21 protein-coding genes and 1 tRNA gene are annotated in these 25,040 nt (G+C 46.6%); 14 read left to right on the top strand and 8 right to left on the bottom strand.

What is annotated here, in order from left to right; all coding sequences use genetic code 11:
• Positions 1-24: 24 nt before the first annotated feature.
• Both ACMXYU_RS01145 and ACMXYU_RS01140 read right to left on the bottom strand, forming a co-directional pair.
• A tRNA-Arg gene (locus tag ACMXYU_RS01145) sits at positions 25-101 on the bottom strand.
• Between the two features lie 55 nt (positions 102-156).
• Positions 157-402, bottom strand: coding sequence for a hypothetical protein (locus ACMXYU_RS01140; protein ID WP_415897346.1), 246 nt, complete (start codon positions 400-402; stop codon positions 157-159).
• Positions 403-729: 327 nt separating this feature from the next.
• On the opposite strand from ACMXYU_RS01140, the gene ACMXYU_RS01135 reads away from it, so the two are divergent.
• Positions 730-1,149 (top strand): c-type cytochrome, encoded by a 420-nt coding sequence (locus ACMXYU_RS01135; protein ID WP_415889933.1) that lies wholly within the window; start codon positions 730-732, stop codon positions 1,147-1,149.
• 59 nt (positions 1,150-1,208) lie between these two features.
• On the opposite strand, the gene rep is transcribed toward ACMXYU_RS01135, so the two are convergent.
• Positions 1,209-3,218, bottom strand: a complete 2,010-nt coding sequence (rep, locus tag ACMXYU_RS01130) for a DNA helicase Rep (protein WP_415899820.1) — start codon at positions 3,216-3,218, stop codon at positions 1,209-1,211.
• Between the two features lie 259 nt (positions 3,219-3,477).
• Here rep and ACMXYU_RS01125 point away from each other — a divergent pair, with 259 nt between their 5' ends.
• A complete protein-coding gene (locus ACMXYU_RS01125; RefSeq protein WP_415899819.1) occupies positions 3,478-5,196 on the top strand; it encodes an EAL domain-containing protein in 1,719 nt (572 codons plus the stop codon).
• A gap of 9 nt (positions 5,197-5,205) precedes the next feature.
• On the opposite strand, the gene ACMXYU_RS01120 is transcribed toward ACMXYU_RS01125, so the two are convergent.
• From ACMXYU_RS01120 to ACMXYU_RS01110, 3 genes are all read right to left on the bottom strand, one after another.
• Positions 5,206-6,720 (bottom strand): YifB family Mg chelatase-like AAA ATPase, encoded by a 1,515-nt coding sequence (locus tag ACMXYU_RS01120; RefSeq protein ID WP_415899818.1) that lies wholly within the window; start codon positions 6,718-6,720, stop codon positions 5,206-5,208.
• A gap of 113 nt (positions 6,721-6,833) precedes the next feature.
• Positions 6,834-8,480 (bottom strand): diguanylate cyclase domain-containing protein, encoded by a 1,647-nt coding sequence (locus tag ACMXYU_RS01115; RefSeq protein ID WP_415899817.1) that lies wholly within the window; start codon positions 8,478-8,480, stop codon positions 6,834-6,836.
• A 36-nt stretch (positions 8,481-8,516) separates the two neighbouring features.
• The gene (locus tag ACMXYU_RS01110; RefSeq protein WP_415899816.1) at positions 8,517-8,771 is read right to left on the bottom strand and encodes an accessory factor UbiK family protein; all 255 of its coding nucleotides are present in this window, start codon (positions 8,769-8,771) and stop codon (positions 8,517-8,519) included.
• A 285-nt stretch (positions 8,772-9,056) separates the two neighbouring features.
• Between ACMXYU_RS01110 and ACMXYU_RS01105 the strand changes: the two genes are divergently transcribed.
• The 12 genes from ACMXYU_RS01105 to ACMXYU_RS01050 all read left to right on the top strand — a co-directional run bounded on the left by ACMXYU_RS01105 (position 9,057) and on the right by ACMXYU_RS01050 (position 22,856).
• A complete protein-coding gene (locus ACMXYU_RS01105; RefSeq protein ID WP_415899815.1) occupies positions 9,057-9,395 on the top strand; it encodes a P-II family nitrogen regulator in 339 nt (112 codons plus the stop codon).
• 38 nt (positions 9,396-9,433) lie between these two features.
• On the top strand, positions 9,434-10,690 hold the full coding sequence (locus ACMXYU_RS01100) for an ammonium transporter (protein WP_415899813.1): 1,257 nt from the start codon (positions 9,434-9,436) through the stop codon (positions 10,688-10,690).
• Positions 10,691-10,887: 197 nt separating this feature from the next.
• Complete coding sequence (glnK, locus tag ACMXYU_RS01095; protein WP_415889925.1) at positions 10,888-11,226, top strand: P-II family nitrogen regulator; 339 nt, start codon at positions 10,888-10,890, stop codon at positions 11,224-11,226.
• Positions 11,227-11,380: 154 nt separating this feature from the next.
• Positions 11,381-12,475 (top strand): alkene reductase, encoded by a 1,095-nt coding sequence (locus ACMXYU_RS01090; protein WP_415899812.1) that lies wholly within the window; start codon positions 11,381-11,383, stop codon positions 12,473-12,475.
• Positions 12,476-13,195: a glutathione S-transferase family protein gene (locus ACMXYU_RS01085; RefSeq protein WP_415899811.1), complete on the top strand. Its 720-nt coding sequence runs from the start codon at positions 12,476-12,478 to the stop codon at positions 13,193-13,195. It abuts the gene before it with no gap.
• A 276-nt stretch (positions 13,196-13,471) separates the two neighbouring features.
• Positions 13,472-15,574 carry a putative bifunctional diguanylate cyclase/phosphodiesterase gene (locus ACMXYU_RS01080; RefSeq protein ID WP_415899810.1) on the top strand — a complete coding sequence of 701 codons (2,103 nt, stop codon included), beginning with the start codon at positions 13,472-13,474 and terminating at the stop codon, positions 15,572-15,574.
• Between the two features lie 106 nt (positions 15,575-15,680).
• Positions 15,681-16,895, top strand: a complete 1,215-nt coding sequence (locus ACMXYU_RS01075) for an aspartate aminotransferase family protein (protein ID WP_415899809.1) — start codon at positions 15,681-15,683, stop codon at positions 16,893-16,895.
• A 19-nt stretch (positions 16,896-16,914) separates the two neighbouring features.
• Positions 16,915-18,180 carry a hydrolase gene (locus ACMXYU_RS01070; protein ID WP_415899808.1) on the top strand — a complete coding sequence of 422 codons (1,266 nt, stop codon included), beginning with the start codon at positions 16,915-16,917 and terminating at the stop codon, positions 18,178-18,180.
• The gene (locus tag ACMXYU_RS01065) at positions 18,177-18,980 is read left to right on the top strand and encodes a DUF1338 domain-containing protein (protein WP_415899807.1); all 804 of its coding nucleotides are present in this window, start codon (positions 18,177-18,179) and stop codon (positions 18,978-18,980) included. Before ACMXYU_RS01070 ends, ACMXYU_RS01065 begins: the two co-directional genes overlap by 4 nt.
• Positions 18,981-19,006: 26 nt before the next feature.
• Positions 19,007-20,044, top strand: a complete 1,038-nt coding sequence (astA, locus tag ACMXYU_RS01060) for an arginine N-succinyltransferase (RefSeq protein ID WP_415899806.1) — start codon at positions 19,007-19,009, stop codon at positions 20,042-20,044.
• On the top strand, positions 20,041-21,537 hold the full coding sequence (gene astD / locus ACMXYU_RS01055; protein ID WP_415899805.1) for a succinylglutamate-semialdehyde dehydrogenase: 1,497 nt from the start codon (positions 20,041-20,043) through the stop codon (positions 21,535-21,537). Before astA ends, astD begins: the two co-directional genes overlap by 4 nt.
• Positions 21,534-22,856, top strand: a complete 1,323-nt coding sequence (locus ACMXYU_RS01050) for an N-succinylarginine dihydrolase (protein WP_415899804.1) — start codon at positions 21,534-21,536, stop codon at positions 22,854-22,856. The genes astD and ACMXYU_RS01050 overlap by 4 nt, the downstream gene beginning before the upstream one ends.
• 3 nt (positions 22,857-22,859) lie before the next feature.
• Here ACMXYU_RS01050 and ACMXYU_RS01045 read toward each other — a convergent pair whose 3' ends face one another.
• Both ACMXYU_RS01045 and ACMXYU_RS01040 read right to left on the bottom strand, forming a co-directional pair.
• Positions 22,860-24,224 (bottom strand): sensor histidine kinase, encoded by a 1,365-nt coding sequence (locus ACMXYU_RS01045; protein ID WP_415899803.1) that lies wholly within the window; start codon positions 24,222-24,224, stop codon positions 22,860-22,862.
• Positions 24,221-24,931 carry a response regulator gene (locus ACMXYU_RS01040; protein WP_415889914.1) on the bottom strand — a complete coding sequence of 237 codons (711 nt, stop codon included), beginning with the start codon at positions 24,929-24,931 and terminating at the stop codon, positions 24,221-24,223. The genes ACMXYU_RS01045 and ACMXYU_RS01040 overlap by 4 nt, the downstream gene beginning before the upstream one ends.
• Positions 24,932-25,040 lie beyond the last annotated feature (109 nt).

Here is a 25,040-nt window from a genome sequence, read left to right as displayed (position 1 = left end):
GAAAGATTACTACGATAGAAAAAGTGGCGCGCCTGGAGGGATTCGAACCCCCGACCAACAGGATCGGAACCTGCTACTCTATCCAGCTGAGCTACAGGCGCACTCAAGAAGGTTTGCGGGCAGTATTCTACCCATGCCTATATGATTCGCCAAGTATTATTCGAAAGTAACGTCTGTCGGCTCGGGTCGGTACAAGGTTTTGATTTCGGTTTCTAAATCACCTTGTAGGAGGACTTCCCACTCTTGGGTCTTTTCTGTGTAAGCAAGGAATGCATTGCAGTTACTGCAACGGTAAATACGTTGATTGGGGATAGCGCTCAGGAGGTTGAAGCTTTCCATCTCTTCCGGCTTTGCGTCTGCTTGGATGCAAGCGCATGTTTCAGACATTCCATTGCTGGACATTTCAGGTTTCCTAACCAAGAGTTTAGACCTTAGTATAAACAAGATTTCCTTAAATGCATGTTTTTAGGTTGATCTATCTCCTGTAGATGCCTGTTTTTCGCCCTTTTTATAGAGAATGATCAAAATATTTACTCAAATCGGGCCGATAAGTGCTTCCACTGCCAAAGCCCCATTTCAGTTGTGATTATTTATCGCTATAATCCGCAGCCGGTGAAACTTTGAGCAGTCGTGTCTGAATATCCGCCCCTGAGCACCTCTTGAGGCCGGGCATCCTGACAGGCCACGCTGCCCATATAACAATTTATGGTTGATTGAGAGGTCGTGACTGTGAAAAAAATCACTTCAGCTTTAGTTGCTTTAGGTCTAGGTGTTGCTCTTAGCGCATCTGTACAAGCTACTTCTAACGATGAAGCAGTAATTGAACGAATCAAGGCAGTTGGTTCTGTTTGTATCGAAGGCGATGACACTTGTGGTGGCGCGCCTGCAGCAGCACCTGCGGGTGGTGCAGCTCGTTCTGCTGAAGAAGTATACACAGCTAAATGTGCAGGTTGCCACGCAACTGGCGCAGCTGGTGCTCCAATGTACGGTTCTTCTGACTGGGCTGACCGTGCAGGCAAAGGCATGGAAACTCTTCTAGCGAACGCTATCAATGGTATCAACGCAATGCCACCACGTGGCCTATGTGCTGACTGTTCTGATGAAGAGATCCAAGGTGCGATTCAGCACATGCTAGACAGCGCTAAGTAATCACTTAGTTCTGAGCATAAAGAAGGCCGCGATTGCGGCCTTTTTTGTGTCTGCGGTTTTTAGTCGAATAGATTCTTAAGGCTATTCAACGTAGCTTGACCACGTTTCTGGTTTTGCACTTGGCACTTCTCGCCTGCCCCTTCGATCTCAAGATCTTCAGGTGGCAACTCATCCAAGAAACGACTCGGCATGCAGTCCATCACTTCGCCATATTGCTTACGCTGTTTAGCGAGCGTAATGGTGAGACATTGCTTAGCACGGGTGATCCCTACATAGGCAAGGCGACGCTCTTCTTCGACATTATCGGTTTCGATACTGTTTCGATGCGGCAGTAACTCCTCTTCCATGCCCATTAGGTAGACATGAGGGAACTCCAAACCTTTAGAGGCATGCAGAGTCATCAGCTGCACACGGTTTGAGTCGTCTTCTTCCTCTTGTCGATCCAGCATGTCGATAAGCATCAGGCGATTGATCGCTTCTTGGATACCTGCATCAGGATCCTCTTCTTGCAAGCGCTCCAATGTCGACTTTAAGGATTCGATCAGGAACCAGACGTTCTGCATCCGCTTTTCAGCCATCGCTTCGCTGGAGCTGTTTTGCACAATCCAGCCTTCGTAGTCGATATCACGGATCATCTCGTGGATAGCCGCTATCGGATCACCACTGTGACATTGGCGATAGATATGCTGCATCCAAGTACAGAAACGGCGTAAACGCTCAACGGCATTTGCAGGCATCACCTGTTCTAGGCCTAATTCATCACAAGCAGTGAACATACTGATCTGACGGTCTAAAGAGTACTGCCCTAGCTTTTGCAGTGTGCTCGGGCCGATCTCTCGGCGCGGTAAATTAATGATTCGCAGAAAGGCGTTATCATCATCTGGATTGACCAATACCTTGAGATAACTCATCAAGTCTTTGATCTCAGCACGGGAGAAGAAAGAGGTACCGCCATTCAACTTGTATGGGACTTGGTAGTGCTGAAGCTTCATCTCCAATAAACGCGCCTGAAAGTTACCACGATACAAGATCGCCATATCTTTAAACTGCACATTTCTACGCAGGTGTAGATCGGTAATTTCCATCGCTATACGATCACACTCGGCATCTTCGTTGCGCGTGTGGATAACTTTGATTGGATCACCCATACCCATCTCACTCCATAAGGTCTTCTCATAAACGTGAGGGTTGTTGGCGATCAACGTGTTGGCTGCTTTTAGGATCAAACTGGTGGAACGATAGTTCTGCTCCAATTTAACCACTTTAAGGCTTGGGTAATCATGTTCTAACTGGTTGAGGTTTTCTGGACGCGCACCACGCCACGCATAGATCGACTGGTCATCGTCCCCTACCACTGTTAATGCGCCCCTATGGCCAACCAATTGCCGTACCAAACGATACTGGGACAAGTTAGTGTCCTGATACTCATCCACCAGCAGGTAGCGCAGACGATTCTGCCATCGCTCCAACACTTCAGGTTGAGAAGCAAACAGACGTACAGGAATCAGGATAAGATCATCAAAATCTACGGCGTTATAGGCACGTAGGTGCTGTTCGTAACTTTCGTAAGCACGCGCAGCCAAAATATCTTGTGGAAGTTGCGCTTGAGCGAGTGCTTCATCGGGGGTGAGCATCTCGTTCTTCCAATTGGAGATACAGTTCTGCACCATATCCACTTGGTCGCTCTCTTCATTGTTTTGCAGCATCAGGTCTTTCAGCAGTGCCTTAGTATCCTGATCATCAAAAATCGAGAAGCCCGGCTTAAATCCTAGCGCCTTATATTCACGTTTAATAATGGTCAAACCAAGGTTATGAAAGGTCGCGACCGTCAGGCCTTTGGCATCCCCGCCTTGAAGCAGAGACATCACACGCTCTTTCATCTCTCGTGAAGCTTTGTTGGTAAATGTCACCGCCGCAATATTGCGCGCAGCAATACCACACTGGTTAATCAGGTAAGCTATCTTCCGGGTAATTACACTGGTTTTACCCGATCCAGCACCTGCGAGCACCAATAATGGGCCGCCTATGTATTCCACTGCTTCTTTCTGACGTGGATTTAATCGTGACATTTTTTAAAAAACCTTCAAAAAAACACTAAAGCTTCGCATTAAGAAGCCGATAAAACGAACCTGTGATACCGTGAAATCCGGTTAAAATTCACTACTAACATACTGAAATACAAGAATTAAAACATTTGTTTTAATATTTATTCCAGAATGTTAATCTGCCATTAAGCTAATAAGTAATTATGACACGAATCACTTTTAAGGGAGATACCCAGTAGCAAGATTTGTGTCGTGTAGTAGTTCTAAGTTGGGGAAGTAAACGATGCGCTCAGCGCTGAGACAGTTACCCGGTCAACATAAAAAGGTTTTACTGGTCGATAAATACCAGCAAAACCGCATGCAAATCCAATCGATACTGGAGCGCTTTCCATTGTATCAATTGATGTTTTGTGAAGACCAGGTCGAAGCCTTAGCACGTGCACATATTTCCGATATAGATTTTATCCTTCTCAGCGAAAACGTCAGCCCTCTACCTTGCAGCACAATCATTGCCGACATCTATAGCTCGGTTCCTCATATCCCGATTATTGTCTTAAACCAATACATCAGCGAGGAACAAGGCCTAGCCCTGATTGAAGCGAAAGCAACTGATTTCCTATCGACTAATACGCTTAATGCCGATCTATTGCTACGAACCCTGCGCCACGCAGAACAATCCGCCAAGCAGAATGCAGAGATCCAACAACTACGCCACTCAGATACCTTAACTACAGCAGGCAACCGTCAGTTTTTTTACCTATCGCTACTACGAAAACTGAATAACCTAGCCGAAAAACAGCACCACCTCGCACTGATTACCATAGATCTCGATGACTTCCGTAAGTTTAACACCCACTATGGATTTACAACCGGAGATCAGGTTGTTGCCGAGATGGGTGAACGGATTCAGAGCAGCCTCAAAAATGATGAACTCTTTGCCCGCTTAGGCAGTGATGAGTTTGCCATTATTATCGATATATCTATCGAGATTGATCTACAAGCAACCGTTCGTGAATACCTGAACAAGCTGATTATCTCGCTGCAACAACCTTATAAACATGATCAAATTGAGACCCAACTCAATTGCAGTATTGGTGTTGCACTGGCGCCCGAACATGCGGACGATGTCGACCTATTGAACCAACGTGCCAGCCTTGCTCGCCTTAATGCCAAACAGATCCATGGCTGTAGCTATGCTTGCTATCGCCCAAGTATGGACGTTGCCACCAAGAATACAGATGATCTCGAAGCTGAGCTGATGCCAGCACTTCGTTCTGAACAATTCAGACTATTTTTCCAGCCTAGAATTGATTTGCGCTCAGGTAAAATATCCGGTGCCGAAGCATTGATACGTTGGCAACATCCTAAGCGGGGCTTAATCATGCCTGCAGACTTCATTCCTCAGTGCGAAAGCAACGGTATGATTGTCGCGATTGGTTACTGGATTTTGTACCAAGCAGGCCAGCACCTTCAAGAACTCAAAAGTGCTGGGCTAACCATCGAAAAACTCGGTATAAACCTATCCTTCCGCCAGTTTAAAGACGACATGCTGGTCGATATGATTAAGCGTATTATCGAGCAGGAACAGATCGATACATCCGTACTGGAATTCGAACTAACTGAATCAGCTATTTTTAGTGACGAGGAACATGTTCGCGCCTGCCTGAATACCCTATCTGAAAAGGGAATCACCTTCTCCCTAGATGATTTTGGCACCGGCTATTCTTCGTTCTCTTTGCTGCACAAATTACCGATTAGCGCACTTAAAATTGACCGTTCCTTTGTCAGTCAGGTTCAGGATTCCAGTGAAGCCGCTGAGATTGTCCGCTCGATCATCAGCCTTGCACAAAACATGAATATCAAAGTCATTGCTGAAGGGGTAGAAACCCGCGAACAGCTAGACTTCCTCATCCAGCACGAATGCGATGAGATACAAGGCTATTATTACAGTCCACCGATTAGCTTTAGCGACTTCAAACAGATGTTGTTACAACGCCAGTAATTCAACCAATCAATTCAAACTACTTCTAGCCGCGACCCTATAACTTAACGCTTCCATCAGATGCGAACGCTCGACCTTCTCGGAGTCAGCTAAATCTGCAATAGTTCTCGCCACTCTTAATACACGATGATAAGCCCTCGCCGACAACTGCAACTTCTCTAATGCTTTAGCGAGCATCTCTTTGTCTTTTTGCTCTATCTGGCAGAGTATTTCTAACTGCGGCCCTGTTAATGCCTGATTAGGTACGCCTTGGCGGCTGAGTTGAACTTGGCGAGATTTCACCACTCTTTCACACACTGACTGACTGGACTCTTGGGCTTGGGGAATTTCAATCATCTCCTGCTGTGACAGCGCCTGAACGCTCAACTGCAGATCAATACGATCTAACAACGGCCCAGACACCTTGCCTTGATAACGCCTTATCTGGTCAGGACTACAGCGACAGCGGTCCGTACCATCAGCGTAATAACCACAAGGGCATGGATTCATAGCTGTTACTAACTGGAATTGCGCTGGAAACGTCGATTGCCGTGCAGCCCGTGATATTAAAATCTCACCCGATTCCAACGGTTCTCGCAGTACTTCCAACACTTTGCGACTAAATTCAGGCAACTCATCCAAAAAGAGGATGCCTTGATGCGCTAATGAAATCTCACCTGGTTTCGGGTTTCCACCACCACCAACCAGCGCGACAGACGAAGCTGTGTGATGGGGTGCGCGGAAAGGTCGCTTTCTGGGTAAACGAGTTTCACTACTACTTTGAGTAATAGAGTAAACCGCAGCCACCTCCAGCGCTTCCTGCTCAGTCATCTGCGGTAACAACCCTGGCAAACGGTTAGCCAACATGCTTTTACCACTCCCTGGCGGCCCCACCAGCAAAATATTATGACCACCCGCAGCTGCCACCTCTAAAGCGCGTTTTGCTTGCGCCTGACCTTTAACATCGCCCAGATCCGGCCCAAAAGCATCGGTGGATAAAGGCTGATCTTTTGCCTGCGCAACTGAAATTAACTCAGAACCTTGTAGATGCGCACAGACTTGCAGTAGGTGACTTGCGGGTAATACAGATAAGTCCGAGGCCATTAACGCTTCATTTTGGTTCATCTCGGGTAGCAACAGATGACGCTGCTCGGAGCGGCACGCGAGCGCAACCGGTAATACCCCAGTCACAGGTCGCAACTCACCCGAAAGGGCTAATTCGCCAATCAGTTCGACATCAGCTAATGATTTGGCTGGCAATTGATTAGTAGCCGCCAAGATACCTACAGCAATGGCTAAATCATAACGCCCACCCTCTTTTGGCAGGTCAGCTGGGGCTAAATTGACCGTAATACGACGTTGGGGAAATTCAAAACCTGAATTAATCAGAGCACTACGTACCCGTTCGCGACTTTCTTTTACCGCAGCCTCAGGCAACCCAACTATTGAAAAACTTGGAAGGCCACCAGATAGGTGAACTTCGACAGTAACCGCAGGTGCATCAATTCCTACCTGCGCGCGCGTATATGCTATCGCTAAAGACATAAGCTTCCATCCTTGGAAGAGTTAATTAAGACGCCAGAAGCAATTGCATCGCTCTGGCGTACTGTTTTGCAAAGCTACAGAGCATTTTCAAAACCCTGCAGCTGATTAATTATTTAATGTTCTACGGCCAAATGATCCAAGATCTGCTCCAAAGACAACGGCGTACCGAAGTAACGCCCTTGCATCAGCATACAACCCTGCCCCATCAGTTGACCGCGAGTACCCGCAGTAGCAACGCCATCGGCCAACACTTCGATCTCCAGCTGACCAGCCATATCTAAAACGGTATCAACGATCTTCTGACGACCTTCATCATTACCCATCGCCATAATCAGATCGGCATCCAGTTTAATCAGATCAGGTTGAATCTCTTGAAGCTGCTCCAAAATAGGGCTTTCACAAGCAAAGCCACTCACGGACAGTTGCGCTTCGCTGGTTAATAGATCAAACAGCTGACCTTCGTATTCAAGCGCCGTTTTAATATCAACATCAACCATATAACGGCCCTGCTGCTGATAGTGACTCAGCTGAGATACCCAGCGTTGCACCGCTTCCTTACTTTGCAATTGCTGGCTTTCGATACGGAACGAGATGAAACGAAGCTTAGGAAAACGCTCCCATACCACATCTAAACCACGCAGTTCCTGATCTAGCCACTGCTCATAACGTTGCAAGGATTCAGGGCTTTGTAATAGAGCAGAGAAATCAGCTAAGGGAATCTGCCCTAATTCTGGATGAGTCCAACTTGGTCGTGCATGAACAGCAACCACTTGGTGGCTATAGATGCTATAAACCGGCAGATAAGTCATCTGAATAGCACCACTAACGATCGCTTGGGTTAGATCTTCTTCTCGTAAAATTTGTGGTCCTTTACTACGTTCCATTAACTCACTGTAAACTCGGAACGTATTGCGTCCACCCTGCTTCGCTGCGTACATCGCAACATCAGCTTTTTTCACCAAATCTTTCGGGCGCTCAGCATGCTCCGGATAGACAGAGATACCCACACTACCACTGATAAATATCTCCCGATGCTCAACAAAAATACCATGACTGAGCTGATCAACTACCCGCTGCGCCACCTTAAGAGCCGATTCAACCCCATCAGCCAGCGGAATCATCATGACAAACTCATCGCTACTTAAGCGTGCCAAGGCATCATCACCGCGTACCACCCCTCCTAAACGGCGTGCCACTTCTTGAAGCAAGTTATCGCCAACACTGCGGCCTAGATTATCGTTGATCCATTTAAACCGGTCCAGATCCACCAGCATCACAGCTAACTGCTCGCCTTGCGCTTTACTCTGCTCTAAGCGTTTCGCCAAGATATCTTGGAACATATCCCAGTTCGGAAGATGAGTCAGTTCATCGAACTGAGCTGATTGCACGATGGCATTCATCTCTTTCTTAAGATGACTAATATTGAAGAACTGAGCCATATAACCTGTTACTAGGCCCTGATCGTTCTCCAAACGCATGATATTGAACCACGCAGGATAAACCGTGCCATCCTTATGCCTATTCCATAGCTCACCTTGCCAGCAACCATCGCTGCTGACGGTAAGCCATAAATCCTCATAAAATGGATCATTTAATTCCCGTGCCCCAAGAAAGCGCGGATTTTCGCCCTGCACCTCATCTAGGCTATAACCGGTAATTTCGGTAAATGCAGGATTAGCCTGCACTATATTATTGGCCTGATCCGTTACGAGCACTGCTTGAGGCGAACGAAGGAATAACTGCTGTTCAAAATGATCCATATTTAACCTACGTAGCTAGCGAAATTAAGAGGATGGTTACTTATCCTGTAATGCTTCTTCTAATGCCTGAACTTGCTTCTCTAAAGTTTCTACTTTTTCCCTAGTACGCAGCAATACGGCTTTCTGGGCATCAAACTCTTCACGACTAACAATATCCAGACGATCAAACGTGCCCTGCAAAACTGCTTTCACCTGCTGCTGTAACTCATCTTGCCCAGGAAGCTTATTTTCCCCAGACAGCAATTTCGAAAACTGTTCACTCAAGCCTTCTATTAGTTGTGGATTAATCATCCCACTTACCCCTAACAATTAAATATTGCCTGTCACTATAACAACAAACCTGCACCATTCAAGATCGCACCATATTGGTGCACCCTTATATTGCAGCGCACCTAAAGAAGCCCCACAAGAAGGCACGAAAACCTTACAAAAAACCTAGAACACAAATAACCTATTGAAATTAAAGAATAATTCAAACATGGCACAACCTTCGCTATAACCTTCGCAAACAGAATTTATGTTTGTTTAACGATAAACGCATACTGAACAGAATTTTTACCTACGGGGGATAGCAATATGAAAATGGTCTCTGCTGTCATCAAACCATTTAAATTGGATGATGTACGAGAAGCCCTTTCTGAAATTGGGGTACAAGGTATCACTGTGACTGAAGTTAAAGGTTTTGGTCGCCAGAAAGGACACACTGAACTATACCGCGGCGCTGAATATGTAGTCGACTTCCTACCAAAAGTACGCGTAGACGCTGCAGTGTCTGACGAAATTGTCGACCAAGTTGTAGAAGCGATTAGTGGCGCAGCTCAAACCGGCAAAATTGGCGACGGTAAGATCTTCGTAACGCCAGTAGAACAAGTTGTGCGTATTCGTACCGGTGAAACCGGTACGGAAGCCCTTTAATTTTTTGACTTATTGATTGCTTCTGGAGGAATAAACCAATGGAAGAACTACTGAATTCAACAGCGGGTGATGTTACCCAGCTTAAATACGCACTAGATACTTTCTACTTCCTAGTGTGCGGTGCTTTAGTAATGTGGATGGCAGCAGGCTTTGCCATGCTGGAAGCGGGTTTAGTTCGTGCGAAAAACACAACTGAAATCCTAACCAAGAACATCGCGCTATATGCGATCTCTTGTACTATGTACTTGGTTTGCGGTTACGCAATCATGTACGGCGGTGACTACATGCTTTCTGGCATCACTGGTGACGGTTTCACAGGTGCTGAAGAGCCAGCAACTTACGCACCATCTGCAGACTTCTTCTTCCAGGTAGTTTTCGTTGCAACAGCAATGTCTATCGTATCCGGTGCAGTTGCTGAGCGTATGAAGCTATGGGCTTTCCTAGCATTCGCTGTAGTAATGACAGGTGTTATCTACCCAATGGAAGGTTCTTGGACTTGGGGCGGTAACGATGTATTCGGTTTCTACAACCTAGGCGACCTTGGTTTCTCTGACTTTGCAGGTTCCGGTATCGTACACATGGCAGGTGCTGCTGCAGCCCTAGCAGGTGTTCTAGTACTAGGTGCTCGTAAAGGTAAATACTCAAAAAGCGGTGCTGTAAACGCTATTCCAGGTGCAAACCTACCTTTAGCTACACTAGGTACGTTCATTCTATGGATGGGTTGGTTCGGCTTCAACGGTGGTTCTGTACTAGCATCATCTGATGTAGAGAACTCTAACGCTGTTGCTGTTGTATTCATGAACACTAACGCTGCTGCTGCAGGTGGTGTGATCGCGGCACTGATCGTAGCTCGCCTACTATTCGGTAAAGCAGACCTAACAATGGCGCTTAACGGTGCACTAGCGGGTCTAGTTGCTATCACGGCTGAGCCATCTACTCCAACTGCACTGCAAGCGACTCTGTTCGGTGCACTAGGTGGTACGCTGGTTGTATTCAGCATCCTAACGCTAGATAAACTAAAAATTGATGATCCAGTAGGTGCTATCTCTGTTCACGGTGTTGTAGGTCTTCTAGGTCTGCTACTAGTACCAGTAACAAACGGCGATTCTACTTTCTCTGGTCAGATCATCGGCGCACTAACTATCTTCGCTTGGGTATTCGCTACAAGCCTAGGTGTTTGGTTAGCTCTTAAAGCAATCATGGGTGTACGCGTATCGGAAGAAGAAGAGTACGAAGGCGTGGATATCTCTGAGTGTGGTATGGAAGCTTACCCAGAGTTTACATCTGGCAAGTAAGATTGATCTAAAACAGTAAAAGGGCGCTAAGCGCCCTTTTTGCGTCACTAGTGCTCTGTAAGAGATTGATCCGATACGCTGTTCATATACCATCTTGCAATTATCTAGGTATACTAAGACGCATAATTCACTATAGTTACATTTGCTGCTTGGTCGTCAGGCCATAGAATGAGCAAGCCCAACTGAGGAATAGCATTATGAAACTGGTCACTGCGGTGATTAAACCGTTTAAACTGGATGATGTCCGTGAAGCGCTTTCTGAAATTGGTATCCAAGGCGTTACCGTTACTGAAGTAAAAGGCTTCGGTCGTCAGAAAGGCCATACTGAATTGTACCGCGGTGCAGAGTATGTGGTTGATTTCCTTCCAAAAGTGAAAATTGAAATTGCTGTAGACACAGACATGGTTGATCAAGTGATTGAAGCGATCAGCAAAACTGCGAATACTGGCAAAATCGGTGACGGTAAGATCTTTATCTCTCCTCTAGAGCAGGTAATCCGTATCCGTACAGGCGAAAGCGGTCCTGACGCGCTGTAAGCAAAAATATATTCCAAAAAGCGGCTATTAAGCCGCTTTTTTTATGCCTGTTCTATTACATGCAATATTTCTTTAATTGAAATTGAACTTCCGTTCAAATTAGAGCTCTTTATCTAAGTCATCAACATGTTGATCAACTAACAAAGAGCCATTTATGCTTACACAACCTATCTTGTTCAGCCCTATTTCACTGGGAAGTATTGAGCTATCCAATCGAATCTTGATGGCACCTCTCACCCGTGCCCGTGCAGACAACCATCATATTCCTAGCCCATTAATGGTTCAGCATTATGCTGATCGGGCAACTGCAGGTTTGATTATTACTGAAGCCACTATGGTGATGGAAAACTGCAGCGCCTTTATCAACGAACCCGGTATCTACTCAGAGGCACAAATAGCTGGCTGGAAAAAAGTCACCGATGCCGTACATCAGAAAGGCGGGAAGATTGTTGTACAGCTATGGCATGGCGGACGCGCCTGTCATCCAGATCTAAATAACGGCGTTCAGCCAGTCGCTCCAAGCCCTATAGCGATCGAAGATGAAGTACATACGCCCGATGGTCTAAAACCCTACACAACGCCCCGCGCGCTGCAGATAGAAGAGATTCCCGAGATCATTGCTGGTTTCAAACAGGCAGCAATCAACGCCAAAGCAGCTGGATTCGATGGCGTAGAGCTTCATGCAGCCAACGGTTATCTACTCGACTCATTCTTACGCGATGGAACAAACCAGCGGGAAGATCAATACGGCGGCAGCTTAGAAAACCGATCTCGACTGATTTTCGAAGTTTTAGATGCGATTTGTGAGGTATGGGGTAACGACAAAGTGGGTATCCGCACTTCACCTTTAAACGGCTTTAACAGCATGAAAGATAGCGATCCTGTTGGAACAACCTTCTGGCTCGCCGAGAAGCTAAATCATTACCAACTGGCTTATTGGCACCTTATGCGCAGTGACTTCTTGGGTGAGCAACAAGGCGATGTTAATTCAATCGCCCGAGAACACTACCAAGGCAACCTTATTGGCAACATGGGCTACAGCTATGAAGAGGCGGATTCCGCGGTATTAGATAAACAGCTAGACGCTGTTGCCTTTGGTGTACCTTTTATCGCCAATCCTGATCTAGTCGCTCGTTTCCAGACGGCATCCGAACTCAATGAGCCTGACCCCGACACCTTTTATACACCTGGCCCCGAAGGCTATAACGACTATCCATTCTTAGACCAGACAGACTTAGTGAGCGCATAAATGAGCAATCCTAAAGATTACCCAAGCGTTGCTCAGTACCCAATATCTAAACGCTGGCCAGCGCAACATCCTGATATTCTGCAACTCTATTCGTTAGGAACACCGAATGGCGTCAAGATTTCCATTGCACTTGAAGAGTTACAAATCCCTTATGAGGCGCATCGTGTAACGCTGGCAGCAAGCGATGTCAAAAGTGAAGAATATTTATCTCTCAACCCGAACAATAAAATCCCAGCGATCATTGACCCGCACGGCCCAGAAGGCACACCTATTGGTCTGTTTGAAAGTGGCGCTATTCTTGTCTACCTAGCCGAAAAGACCGGCAAACTCATGGGTAACAACGCCACAGAAAAAGCCAAAGTACTGCAATGGCTGATGTTTCAAGTAGGCGGCGTCGGCCCCATGTTTGGGCAACTGGGTTACTTTCACGCCTTTGCCGGTAGTGAAATTGAAGATCCACGGCCTAAACAGCGCTATATCAACGAAGCAAAACGCCTACTTAATGTGATCGAAAACCAGCTAGAAGGTCAGGATTGGATTGCCGGCGACTTTTCTATTGCTGATATTGCCATAGTGCCTTGGCTGGATACGATAGAGCGTGTTTACCGTGCCGGAGAAGAAACTGAAATAGCAAAATTCAAACAAGTTAGATCTTATATCGAGAGATTCAATCAGCGCCTATCTGTACATAAAGGGCGGGAAATTTTCTCAAAAATATAGTAGTTATTTCTGTATTAAGGGTAAAGGCTAATCCAACCTTCACCCTAAATACAGAAATAAATAAAAATCATCAAAACACCCAAAAACCACCGATAACTCGATGTAATATTAGATTTTTTTATACCTTAGGCTAAAACATTCATAAAAAATTCACTTTGCTCATCGTTTAAAATTGACCCACATCAAACCAGTTACAACTTTATTAAACATCTAAACAATTCCAACTTCTTTTGGCGCAGAATACATAGATCAAATAGAGAAATTCAAACAAGATCTATGCAGCAAACAGAATTACAAACAAAAAATCACAGCACGATTCCAATGGATTGGTTTAAACAATCCTCGATTGGTGTGCTTGTGCTGGATGATCTGTTTAACTGTTTGCACTGCAATCCTTACGCTGCAACCTTAATCTGGGACAGAGTAGGCGAATCTCAGAACAACACACTACCAGAAGATTTTAAACTCGCGATACGCCCTCACGTCATGGGGTTACTTGCGCAGAATAGAGATTCTTACGACACCCATATAGTCCTCTCCTCACAAGGGGAAAGTATTCAGTTACGTGTCGAGTTCACTATCGTTAAGAAAGCTGAAAGTCGAAAAGTTTTTATAACACTGCGCAACTCAAGTCAGAGTGCACGCCAAGCAAGAGAGCTTAAGGTATTCCGGAATGCCGTAGAGAATACCGGAAGCGCAGTTGTGATCACTAACGCTCAAGGTGAAATCGAATACTCCAATAGCCGCTTTAGTGAAATTACAGGCTGGGACGGCCGTGAAATACTCGGTAAGCGTCCAAACTTTTTACGCTCTGAGCAAACCACAAACGACATATACAAACAATTGTGGGGCACTGTACTTAATCACCAGCAATGGCGTGGCACCTTACTAAATAAACGCAAAAATGGTTCGACATACTGGTCCTTACAAAATATTTCGCCTATTCATGATGAACTGGGAAATATCATTAATTTTGTTTCTGTTAGCGAAGATATCTCGCAAATCAAAGAGCATGATGAGCAACTAGAGAGAATGGCCTACTTCGATCCTCTGACCGAATTAGGTAATCGTCGAAACTTCCGCCGCACTCTAGATAAATATCTACAAAACCCTGTCAGTGACAAACTGCATGCGCTACTGCTACTCGATTTAGACCATTTTAAGCAGATTAACGACACGATGGGGCACGAAGCGGGGGATGCGCTTCTAACCACCATAGCAAGCCGTTTAAAATTCTGTACTCCCCACCAAACATCGGTTTTCCGCCTTGGCGGGGACGAATTCACAGTGATCTTACAAGACTGCAAAGATCGTGAAGAGATAATTAACCGCGTCATCGATGTACTATCGTTACTGTCCCAACCTATGCAGATTGGCCCTCACGAGCTAGGCGTAACCGTCAGTATAGGAATCACATTAATTGGTCACGATAGTGTTGATGCCAGCGACCTGCTCAGAAATGCTGATCTAGCTATGTATCATGCAAAAAGGCAGGGTAGGAACACTTATGCTTTCTTTGCTGACCAGATGAATGAAGATGCACAACGCATACTCACAATCGAGCATGATCTACGAAACGCCTTAACTGGCAAGCAGTTATCCCTGGCTTATCAGCCGCAGATATGCGCCTTAGATGGTCGCATCACGGCAGTTGAAGCCTTGCTTCGCTGGCAGCACCCTGTGAATGGTAATGTACCACCTGATGAGTTTATTCCCCATGCTGAAGAAACCGGTTTAATCATCCCAATTGGCCGTTGGGTACTAGAAGAAGCTTGTCGTGCGGCTAAATCAATACAGACTCAAGGCTTACCTCCGATAAAAGTCTGCGTAAACTTATCTGTACGCCAATTTGATGACCCCTCTTTGATTACTCAAATATCTGAAGCTTTAGCCAAAGCCTCACTCGCCCCAGAATGGCTAGAGCTAGAGATAACAGAAAGCATGCTTATGCGCGATATGCCAACGGCTATCAATACCCTAAAACGCATCAAAAGCATGGGAATAAGTCTCGCTATAGATGACTTTGGCACTGGTTATTCATCTCTTAGCTATTTAACCAAGATGCCTGTCGATCTATTAAAGATAGATCGCTCCTTTTTACATCGAGTTCCCGAAGACCAAGACAACATGACGATAACTTCCACCATTATCGCCATGACCAAACAACTGGGCTTGAATGTGGTTGCAGAAGGGGTCGAAAACCAATCGCAGATGGACTTCCTGCAGCAGCACAACTGCAATACGATGCAAGGGTTCCTAGTAAGTCACCCGCTAAATTTCGCTGACTTTAATGAAAAGTATCGCGAATCTCAGTACTTTAACGGCACGAATGACACTCCTGTTATAAGTGATCACAAAGACGCTAAAAACAGCCATTAAGGCAGCATTTCCCTAGCACTACCTCTGTTAAGCCATTGCCTCTACAACGCTTTTTTCCCGTTAAGGTCTAAACTTAGACTTATCTATGCAGTAGAGGAGACAGACTATGTCCTCCAATGTTGATAGGGAAACGTTCAATCAAATCATGGTGCCTAACTACGCACCACAACAGATGATTCCTGTAAAAGGGCTTGGTTCCCGAGTATGGGACCAGCAGGGTAATGAGTTCATCGACTTTGCTGGCGGTATTGCTGTAAATGCTTTAGGCCACTGCCATCCAGAATTGACAGCAGCACTTCATCAGCAAGCTGATCAGTTATGGCATCTAAGTAATGTATGGACCAATGAACCTGCTCTGCAATTAGCCCAAGCGCTCTGTGATAAAACCTTTGCAGAGAAGGTCTACTTCGCCAATTCAGGCGCTGAAGCAAACGAAGCTGCGTTTAAACTCGCACGAAAATACGCCTATGATAATTTTGGTGCGGATAAGCACGAAATCATCAGTTGCAATAACAGTTTCCATGGCCGCACCCTCTTTACCGTATCTGTAGGCGGGCAACCAAAGTATCGTGAAGGATTTGAGCCGGTACCTGCAGGCATCTCTCATGTTCCTTTTAATGATATTGCGGCGTTAGAACAGCAGATCAGCGATCAAACCTGTGCGGTAGTCATCGAGCCTATTCAAGGCGAGGGAGGGATTAAACCTGCCTCAGCTGAGTATTTGCAGGCTGCCAAAAGCCTATGCTCTGAACACAATGCCCTACTTATATTTGATGAGATACAAACCGGTATCGGCCGTACCGGTAAGTTATACGCCTATCAACACAGCCAAGTTAAACCGGATATTTTAACCACTGCCAAAGCTTTAGGCGGCGGCTTTCCCATAGCGGCGATGCTGAGTACCGAAAAGGTCGCCAAATCTTTTAACGTCGGTAGTCATGGTAGTACTTATGGGGGCAACCCTCTTGGCTGCGCAGTAGCTCTCAAGCTGTTACAGATTGTGGATACGCCTGAGGTGCTCGATGGTGTGTTCCATAAACATCATCAGATCACTCAACAAATTGCGCAATTTAATCAGAAAACAGAGTTATTTAAGGATATTCGCGGCCAGGGCCTATTAATCGGCTGTGAGCTAAGCGATCAATTCCAAGGTAAAGCGCGGTTGTTTTTAGAGTTGGCGCAACAAACAGGGCTGATGGTGCTTGTTGCAGGCTTAAATGTCATTCGCCTGACACCCTCGCTGATTATTCCTGAAGACGATATTAAAGAGGGATTAGCACGCTTCAACCGCACAATGCAGTTATTTAACCAACAAGCTTGAGCTGAGAGTGCTAGAGATTATGCAGTTATCTGTCGAACCACTAGATCAGTTAGAACGTGATCTTCTCGATAAGATAAGCGTTCAACAGCACCTAAGAGAACAACAACTGATTGAGTTAGTTGAGATCAATAGCGGCTCACTTAATCCCGAAGGGGTCAATCAGGTCGGACTTAAATATCAAGAGCTGTTCGCCCCACTCTGCAGTAAAAGCGAAAGAGTTGAACTGCCCGAGTGGGAGCGGATCGATTACACAGGCAAAGCAGAATACCAAGCGCTCGGTTCCCTTTGGAAGTTCAGCCACAACCCAGACGCACCGAACCAGATCCTGTTTTGCGGCCATATCGATACTGTATTTCCTGTTGATAGTCCCTTCCAACATGCGATTCGCTTAGACCACACCCGATTGAACGCACCCGGTGCCGCAGATATGAAAGGCGGTATTCTGGTGATTCTGTCCGCACTTGAAGCCTTAGCGCAGCACCCGCTTGCTCATCAGATCGGTTGGAGTGTCATCCTTAATCCAGATGAAGAGATCGGCTCACCCGGTTCAGCCGATTATTTAGCCGAAGCTGCCAAAAAACATGACATTGGATTGATCTACGAGCCCGCTTTGCCTGATGGGAATCTTGCAGGGGAGCGAAAAGGCAGCGGCAACTTCACTTTGGTTGTCCATGGTCGTTCTGCCCATGCCGGCAGAGCTCCAGAAACAGGTAGGAATGCAATCAATAAAGCCGCTGAACTGATCCTGCAACTGGCATCGTTAAACAATCAAAAACCGGGTTTAACCCTCAATACAGGCATAATCAAAGCAGGCGAAACCACTAACAAAGTGCCCGATTTAGCCGTGTGTAAATTTAACGTACGTATTCAGAAAACCGAGGATGCCGAATGGTGCCTTGAGCGCATCGATGAATTTATTCAGCAGCATAATCAACAAGAAGGATTCCATATAGAGCTCCATGGGCATTTTGGACGCTATCCTAAGCAACTCGACCAACCCCATCTCGCACTCTATCAACTGGTACAGCAATGCTCAGAACAGCTGGGTACAACGTTAACCTGGAGTGCAACGGGAGGCTGCTGTGACGGTAATAACTTATCGACCGCGGGCTTGCCCAATATAGATACCTTGGGTGTGACCGGTAACTTTATCCACAGCCCCCATGAATTTATCAATTTACCTAGTCTGAGTTCACGCGCGCAGCTCAGCGCACTGTTACTCTTTCACATAGCTCGTGAAGGATTGCCATTTAAGCGACTGCGCCCTCAGGGGAGGCCACTATGACCAATGAAGAGCTAACCCAAATGCTAGATGAGATGTGGCAGGACTATTTAGAGCTCAATCCACAAGCCCGCCAGATCCACCAGCTATTCAGCGATCTTAACTATCAAGTACTCAATGATCATATTGCGTTACGTACTTTTGATCTGGAAGAAGTGAATATAGATAAGATGGCTACGCCGTTTCTCTATAGCGGCTATCGCGCAGCAGGTGAATATCATTTCCCAAACAAACACCTCTACGCCAAGCACTTTCAACATGATGATCCTGCCCTACCGAAAATCTTTATCAGCCAGCTAATGACCGAATCGCTCAGCACTGACAACCAACTGCTTGTGCATAACTTAGTAGCTGAACTCGATCCTATGCAGCAATCACCAGACACCTTGTGCTATTGCGGTCGTCCGTGGGAGGTCAGTTATGAGGAGTACCAAGCACTACTGGCACAAAGTGAGTATGCCGCTTGGCTGGCGGCCTTCGGTTTCAGACCTAACCATTTCACTATTTTCGTCAACGCACTCACTTCGCATACCAGTATCGAAGAGGTTAATCAGTTTTTAAAAAGCCATTCAATCGAACTCAATAGTGCAGGTGGTGAAGTCAAAGGTAGTCCCGAAGAGCGACTCGAACAGTCCTCAACCTTAGCCAGCAAAGTCGCGGTTGAATTTAGTGATGGCAGTGTAGAAATACCGGGCTGCTACTACGAATTTGCCCGTCGCTATCCCTTGGAAGATGGCTCTCTCTACCAAGGCTTTGTCGCGGCATCTGCTGACAAAATCTTCGAAAGTACCGATAGCCGTTAGGAACTTCAGGGAACAGGAGGTCGACTATGTATTACATTCGCCCGATTGAGATGAACGATTTAGAGACCTTACATCAGATCGCTATCGAATCTGGTCCTGGCTTTACCTCTCTCCCCGAAAACAGCGCTTTGCTCGCCGATAAAATCGAGCGCAGCTTAAACGCCCTCAAACAAGATATTCAGAAAGCCGCCAATGAAAGCTATCTGTTTGTCCTGATCGACAGTGAAACTGAAGAAGTCGTTGGGACCACAGGAATTGAAGCAGCCGTTGGTCTTCAAGAGCCTTGGTATCACTACAGAGTAGGTACCGTAGTGCACGCGTCTCGCGAGCTCAATATCCATAACCAGTTTAAAACCCTCTACCTATGTAACGATTACACCGGCTGCACAGAGGTTTGTACCCTCTATCTAAAACCTGAACACCGTCACTCGCAAAACGGTAGCCTGCTGTCTAAAAGTCGTTTTCTGTTTATGGCAGAACAGCCGCAACGTTTCTCGGAACGCGTCATCGCAGAGATGCGTGGTTTCTCTGATGACAACGGCCGCTCCCCCTTTTGGGAGGGTTTCGGACGTAAGTTTTTTGCGATGGACTACTCTGAAGCGGATTACCTCACAGGCTCTGGTAACAAAGTATTTATTGCCGAGTTGATGCCGAAATACAGCATCTACATCCACTTGCTCCCCGAAGAAGCGCAAGAAGTGATCGGACGGGTTCACGCCAATACTGAACCTGCCCGCCGCATGCTGGAAAACGAGGGTTTCCGCTTTGAAAATTATGTGGATATCTTCGATGCCGGTCCTACGATCACCGCACCATTGGCAAAAATACGTGCGATTAGAGATAGCCGCTACGCCAAAATTAGAATTTCACAACAAGCTGAAACCACTGATTCCGATTCAGCTTATCTACTCAGTAACACCCGTGCAGCAGGTTTTCGTTGCTGCCTTGCTAACTGCCAAACCAATCAAGGCATTGCTGAACTCACACCTGAAACAGCTGAAATGCTGCAACTGAAAGACAGTGACACTATCCGATTGGTCGAACTAAAAGGGAGACACCCATGAAACCACAAGCATCATTGTTTATTAATGGCGAATGGGTTCAGGGCAACGGCTCCGAACTTGAGTCGTTGAATCCAGGCAATAACGAGCGAATCTGGCAGGGTTATGCAGCTGACGAAGAGCAAGTAGATCAAGCTGTTTCAGCAGCGGCTGAAGCCTTCCCACACTGGTCTGAACTCACGCTAAAGCAGCGCGGAGCCTACCTTCTAAAATTTAATGAATTGGTAAAAGAACACGAAGACCTACTTGCCGACACCATCGGTCAAGAAACGGGTAAGCCTCTTTGGGAAGCCAAGACAGAAGTAACTGCTATTCTGGGCAAAGCGGCTTTGACCATCAAAGCCTATCAAGCACGTTGCCCAACCGAAGAGAGCACAGTACTGGGGGCGCGCTCCATTCTCAGCCACCGTCCCCACGGTATCGTAGCGATATTTGGCCCTTATAATTTCCCAGGGCATCTACCAAATGGCCATATTATGCCAGCGCTGTTGGCAGGCAATACCATCGTCTTTAAGCCCAGTGAATTTACCCCGCGAACAGCAGAACTGATGGTTCATCTCTGGCAAAAAGCTGAATTACCCGATGGCGTGCTTAACCTGGTCCAAGGTGAAAAAGAAACGGGGGCGCATTTAGCCCAGCATCCAGAGATTAATGGCCTCTATTTCACCGGTAGCGCAGCCACCGGCTGTTACTTGCATGAGCAGTTTGGCGGACAACCCGAAAAGATCTTAGCACTCGAGATGGGCGGTAATAACCCTCTATTGGTTGCCAAAACAACCAATGTTGCTGCGGCGGTCTATAACACTATTCAATCGGCCTATATCACTGCAGGCCAGCGCTGTACCTGCGCACGACGTTTATTGGTACCGGTCGGCACAGAAGGGGATGAATTTATTGCCGCTTTGCAGAAAGCGGTTAACAAAATTGAGGTAGGCACCTATAACCAGAACCCACCACCTTTTATGGGCGCTTTAATCAGCCAGTCAGCCATGACCTCTATGCTAACCGCTCAAGAAAAGCTGATCGAACAAGGCGCTGAAGCATTGGTTAGTATGCAACGCTTTGCCGAGAAAGGCGCCCTGCTAACACCAGGGTTAATCGACTGTACGGCAATAGAGAACCCCGATGATGAGGAGTTCTTTGGCCCTCTCCTTCAGATCTATCGTGTACAAGATATTCAGCAGGCAACAACCTTAGCCAATAACACCCGCTATGGCTTAGCGGCTGGCGTACTCAGTGACGATCCTAAAATATTCGAATACTTTCAGCGTCGTGTTAGAACGGGCTTGATCAACTGGAACAGGCCACTAACCGGCGCATCCAGTGCGCGCCCCTTTGGCGGTACCGGTATTAGTGGTAACCATCGCGCCAGTGCATGGTATGCCGCCGATTATTGCGCTTACCCAGTTGCCTCTATGCAGGCCGACAGCATGGATATCCCAGATAAACTCCCTCCGGGCCTACATATCGCCGATCATGTTTGGAGTCATGAATGAGTTTAACGCTTAACTTAGATGGTTTGGTCGCACCCAATCACCACTATGCGGGACTCGCACAGGGCAACCTTGCATCACAACAGCATCAAGGCGAGATATCTTCACCCAAAGACGCAGCATTACAGGGTTTGGAAAAGATGTGGATGCTGCATCAGCTTGGCATTCCACAAGGGATTATTCCCCCGCCAATGCGACCTGATCTAGCACTGCTCTATGCAGCAGGCTTTCGCGGCTCCGACGAACAACTCTTGGATCAAGCTTGGCACAAAGCCCCTCAGTTGCTGACCGCCTGTTATTCCGCTTCTGCTATGTGGGCAGCTAACAGCGCAACCTGCTCAGCATCTCAAGATACCAGAGATAGACACTTACACTTCACCCCTGCAAACTTAAATAGCAGTATCCATCGATCATTAGAAACCAAACATAACTATCAGTTCTTCCAAACCTGCTTTGATGATCACGACAGGTTTAGCATTCATGTACCGCTGCCTTCACAATCGATCTTTGCAGATGAAGGGGCGGCCAATCAGATCCGCTTAAACTCGCCCTGTGACCAAGATGCTCTGAATCTGTTTATCTATGGCAGAGAAGGCTCACTAAGCGCAAGTACACGCTTTCCAGCACGCCAAACTCGCCTCGCTAGCGAAAGTATTATCCGCCAACATCAACTGGAGCAAAACCGCAGCATACTGATTCAACAGAACCCCATCGCTATAGACCACGGTGCATTTCACAACGATGTTGTCGCGGTAGGACATCTGAACTTTTTATTTCTACATGAACAAGCTTTTAAAGAGCAAAATGAGGTTTTGAATAATTTAAGATTAAAAAGTTGTCATTGGCAGGATGCACTTAAGATATTTGAGGTCAGTTCCAGTAAGCTGAGTCTGCAAGAAGCCGTCAGTACTTATTTATTCAACAGTCAGCTAATTCAAAAAAGCGACGGTAGCCTTCTGCTTCTAGCACCCATGGAGAGTAAACTCAGTACCAACGCATCGGCAGTCTGCGAAGAGTTAATTGCTGCAGACAACCCTGTCAGCGAGGTGCAATTTGTCGATCTAACGCAAAGCATGCAGAACGGCGGAGGTCCAGCTTGTCTGCGTTTAGCGGTACCAATCACGGTTGAAGAGTTAAGCGCTATGCATCAGGGAATACTGCTAACCCCTGCACTATATGAATCGCTAAAACATTGGATAGAAACGCACTACCGGGATCGCCTAAGTCTAGAGGATCTTCGCGACCCCCGGCTGATTTCAGAGATACATAGTGCGCTATCCCACTTGGGAGATCTGTTAAAGCTTCCCAGTTTTTACAACTAAATTTTAGGCGCAAGGCAACAGAATGCGCGCTTCCAATCCGCCCTCTGGATGGTTTGATAGACTGAGTTCACCACCTAAACGTTGTACAGCCCGTTGCGCGATACTTAACCCTAAGCCATAACCCTCGGACTTACTATCACCCCGGAAGAACGGCTCGCAAAGCTTTTCTAACTGCTCTGCAGGCACACCTTCACCATGGTCACGAATACGAATTTCACAATGCTCACCTTTATGAACACTCAACTCGATCGGCGCTGATTGTGGGGTATGTTTACAGGCATTCCCCAAAATATTATTCAGCGCTCGTAGCAACAAAGGTGCATTCAATTCCACTTCACAATCGGATTCCATACGGAGTTCAAACTCACGTGATTGCTGACTAAAACGGGCATCATCGAGCAACTCTTGCAGCACATCACTCAGCTTAGTTTTTTCGCCTTTAACTTCCATCTGCTCCAAACGGGATAAGGATAAGATCTCGCCGATTAATTGATCTAATCGCTGACACTCATGAATGATCCGTTGTACTGTTTTGTCCCTTTCTCCCAAGCGTTGTTCAGCAATCCCTGCTGCGGCCTGCAATCGCGCTAGCGGCGCTCTTAACTCATGAGAGACATCGCACATCAGATGTTGATGAGAGGTCAGGGTTTGTTGCACATAATCTGCCATGCGGTCAAAGTCACGGGCAAGCTCACCCAGCTCATCACCGCGTTTGCGTAGTTTCTCATCCGTACGAGTATCCAACTCCCCACGGTAGATCGCCTGAGTGTGCTCGCGCAGCAAAATTAATGGCCGCGCAATAATCGCGGATACAATCAAAGCACCTAAAGAAGACACTAATAAAATCAGTACCATTTGTACCGATAAGATGCGATTCACTAGATCTGCGTAGGGAGAACGTTCCCAGCTCAGGTCGACTAATACTTCATACTGTCGCCCCTGCTCTGACTCTAGATTAAAGCGGTAGCTATCTTCAGGGGCCTGCTTGAAACTCGGAAGATCAACCACTTGCTTCTGCGTAGTCAGGTCGGTAATGTGGACACGCTTAGTTACACTACGCCAGATAAAACGTTTCCAATGTGGTGTACGTTCTTTGTGATGTTGCGGCGGCGGGAGACCTATCTCTTTATCCCGGTGCGAACTCTTCAGGTGCTTAAGCCGAAGCGGTGGAATCGTGGTATGCCCCATGCGTTCATAACGCTCGATCATCAGCTCTGCATAACCCTCAGCTTTTGCTGTGATCACCTCTTTGAAACGATCTTCTTCTGTAATAGTACTGACAACACAGATAGTCGCTAACAGTACCGAAAAGCTTACACACCAGATCGCGGCAAAAACTTTCCAAAAAAGTCGTTTATACCACTTCATACCAGATCCTTAATAAACTGATAGCCAACACCACGTACAGTTTTAATTAACTCTTTCTCTGGCAGTGCTTTCGCTAATTTCTGACGTACACGGCTAACATGAACGTCTATTGCACGATCAAATGCCGCCAATTTTCGATGCAAAACCAGCTCAGTTAATTGTTCTTTATCCAATACATTTCCAGCATTCGCGATCAGATAAGCAAGCACGTTAAACTCCGTCCCCGTAAGCTCCAATAACTCACCCTTGATCCTAACCTCACGCAAACCAGGATCAAGCTGGACACCGCCCATCTCAACATTCGTATCCGGAAAAAGAGTTGTTTGTGTTTTCGGTTCCGAACGACGTAAGACCGCACGAATTCGTGCAAGCAATTCGCGTGGGTTACAGGGTTTGCTTAGGTAGTCATCCGCCCCCATCTCTAGTCCCAGAATACGATCAATCTCTTCACCACGCCCCGTCAGCATAATCACGGGTAAGGTCACTACAGGTCGAATTTGCTGTAGCAGCTCCAAACCCGATTTACCCGGCATCATGATATCTAACACCATCAAGGCGTAACGATCCGCACGTTTTAATTGCGCGCAAGCTTCATCTGCATTGTGAGCAAACTCAACCTCAAAGCCTTCGTGCTCGAGATAATCGGATAACAACTCGCACAGTTCCACATCGTCATCCACCAGTAATAATCGCTGTTTATCTCTCATACTTTAATCCCGCACTCGGCCTTGATCGCCTAATTTCGCTACTTATCTACTAAAAATAATAATCCTTTTAGCGTCAAAATAGATCGCCCAATTGTTAGATTTACCCAAC

It is taken from the genome of Neptuniibacter sp. QD48_11 (assembly GCF_047778095.1).
Taxonomy (GTDB): Bacteria; Pseudomonadota; Gammaproteobacteria; order Pseudomonadales; family Balneatricaceae; genus Neptuniibacter.
Note: the sequence above shows the minus strand (reverse complement) of the source record. Positions and strands in the feature narration are given on the sequence as shown.

Excerpts from the sequence above, each read along its gene's own strand:
- ACMXYU_RS01140 (WP_415897346.1), bottom strand. The coding sequence starts at position 402 with ATGTCCAGCAATGGAATGTCTGAAACATGCGCTTGCATCCAAGCAGAC.
- rep (WP_415899820.1), bottom strand. The coding sequence starts at position 3,218 with ATGTCACGATTAAATCCACGTCAGAAAGAAGCAGTGGAATACATAGGC.
- ACMXYU_RS01125 (WP_415899819.1), top strand. The coding sequence starts at position 3,478 with ATGCGCTCAGCGCTGAGACAGTTACCCGGTCAACATAAAAAGGTTTTA.
- ACMXYU_RS01120 (WP_415899818.1), bottom strand. The coding sequence starts at position 6,720 with ATGTCTTTAGCGATAGCATATACGCGCGCGCAGGTAGGAATTGATGCA.
- ACMXYU_RS01115 (WP_415899817.1), bottom strand. The coding sequence starts at position 8,480 with ATGGATCATTTTGAACAGCAGTTATTCCTTCGTTCGCCTCAAGCAGTG.
- ACMXYU_RS01110 (WP_415899816.1), bottom strand. The coding sequence starts at position 8,771 with ATGATTAATCCACAACTAATAGAAGGCTTGAGTGAACAGTTTTCGAAA.
- ACMXYU_RS01105 (WP_415899815.1), top strand. The coding sequence starts at position 9,057 with ATGAAAATGGTCTCTGCTGTCATCAAACCATTTAAATTGGATGATGTA.
- ACMXYU_RS01100 (WP_415899813.1), top strand. The coding sequence starts at position 9,434 with ATGGAAGAACTACTGAATTCAACAGCGGGTGATGTTACCCAGCTTAAA.
- glnK (WP_415889925.1), top strand. The coding sequence starts at position 10,888 with ATGAAACTGGTCACTGCGGTGATTAAACCGTTTAAACTGGATGATGTC.
- ACMXYU_RS01090 (WP_415899812.1), top strand. The coding sequence starts at position 11,381 with ATGCTTACACAACCTATCTTGTTCAGCCCTATTTCACTGGGAAGTATT.
- ACMXYU_RS01085 (WP_415899811.1), top strand. The coding sequence starts at position 12,476 with ATGAGCAATCCTAAAGATTACCCAAGCGTTGCTCAGTACCCAATATCT.
- ACMXYU_RS01080 (WP_415899810.1), top strand. The coding sequence starts at position 13,472 with ATGCAGCAAACAGAATTACAAACAAAAAATCACAGCACGATTCCAATG.
- ACMXYU_RS01075 (WP_415899809.1), top strand. The coding sequence starts at position 15,681 with ATGTCCTCCAATGTTGATAGGGAAACGTTCAATCAAATCATGGTGCCT.
- ACMXYU_RS01070 (WP_415899808.1), top strand. The coding sequence starts at position 16,915 with ATGCAGTTATCTGTCGAACCACTAGATCAGTTAGAACGTGATCTTCTC.
- ACMXYU_RS01065 (WP_415899807.1), top strand. The coding sequence starts at position 18,177 with ATGACCAATGAAGAGCTAACCCAAATGCTAGATGAGATGTGGCAGGAC.
- astA (WP_415899806.1), top strand. The coding sequence starts at position 19,007 with ATGTATTACATTCGCCCGATTGAGATGAACGATTTAGAGACCTTACAT.
- astD (WP_415899805.1), top strand. The coding sequence starts at position 20,041 with ATGAAACCACAAGCATCATTGTTTATTAATGGCGAATGGGTTCAGGGC.
- ACMXYU_RS01050 (WP_415899804.1), top strand. The coding sequence starts at position 21,534 with ATGAGTTTAACGCTTAACTTAGATGGTTTGGTCGCACCCAATCACCAC.
- ACMXYU_RS01045 (WP_415899803.1), bottom strand. The coding sequence starts at position 24,224 with ATGAAGTGGTATAAACGACTTTTTTGGAAAGTTTTTGCCGCGATCTGG.
- ACMXYU_RS01040 (WP_415889914.1), bottom strand. The coding sequence starts at position 24,931 with ATGAGAGATAAACAGCGATTATTACTGGTGGATGACGATGTGGAACTG.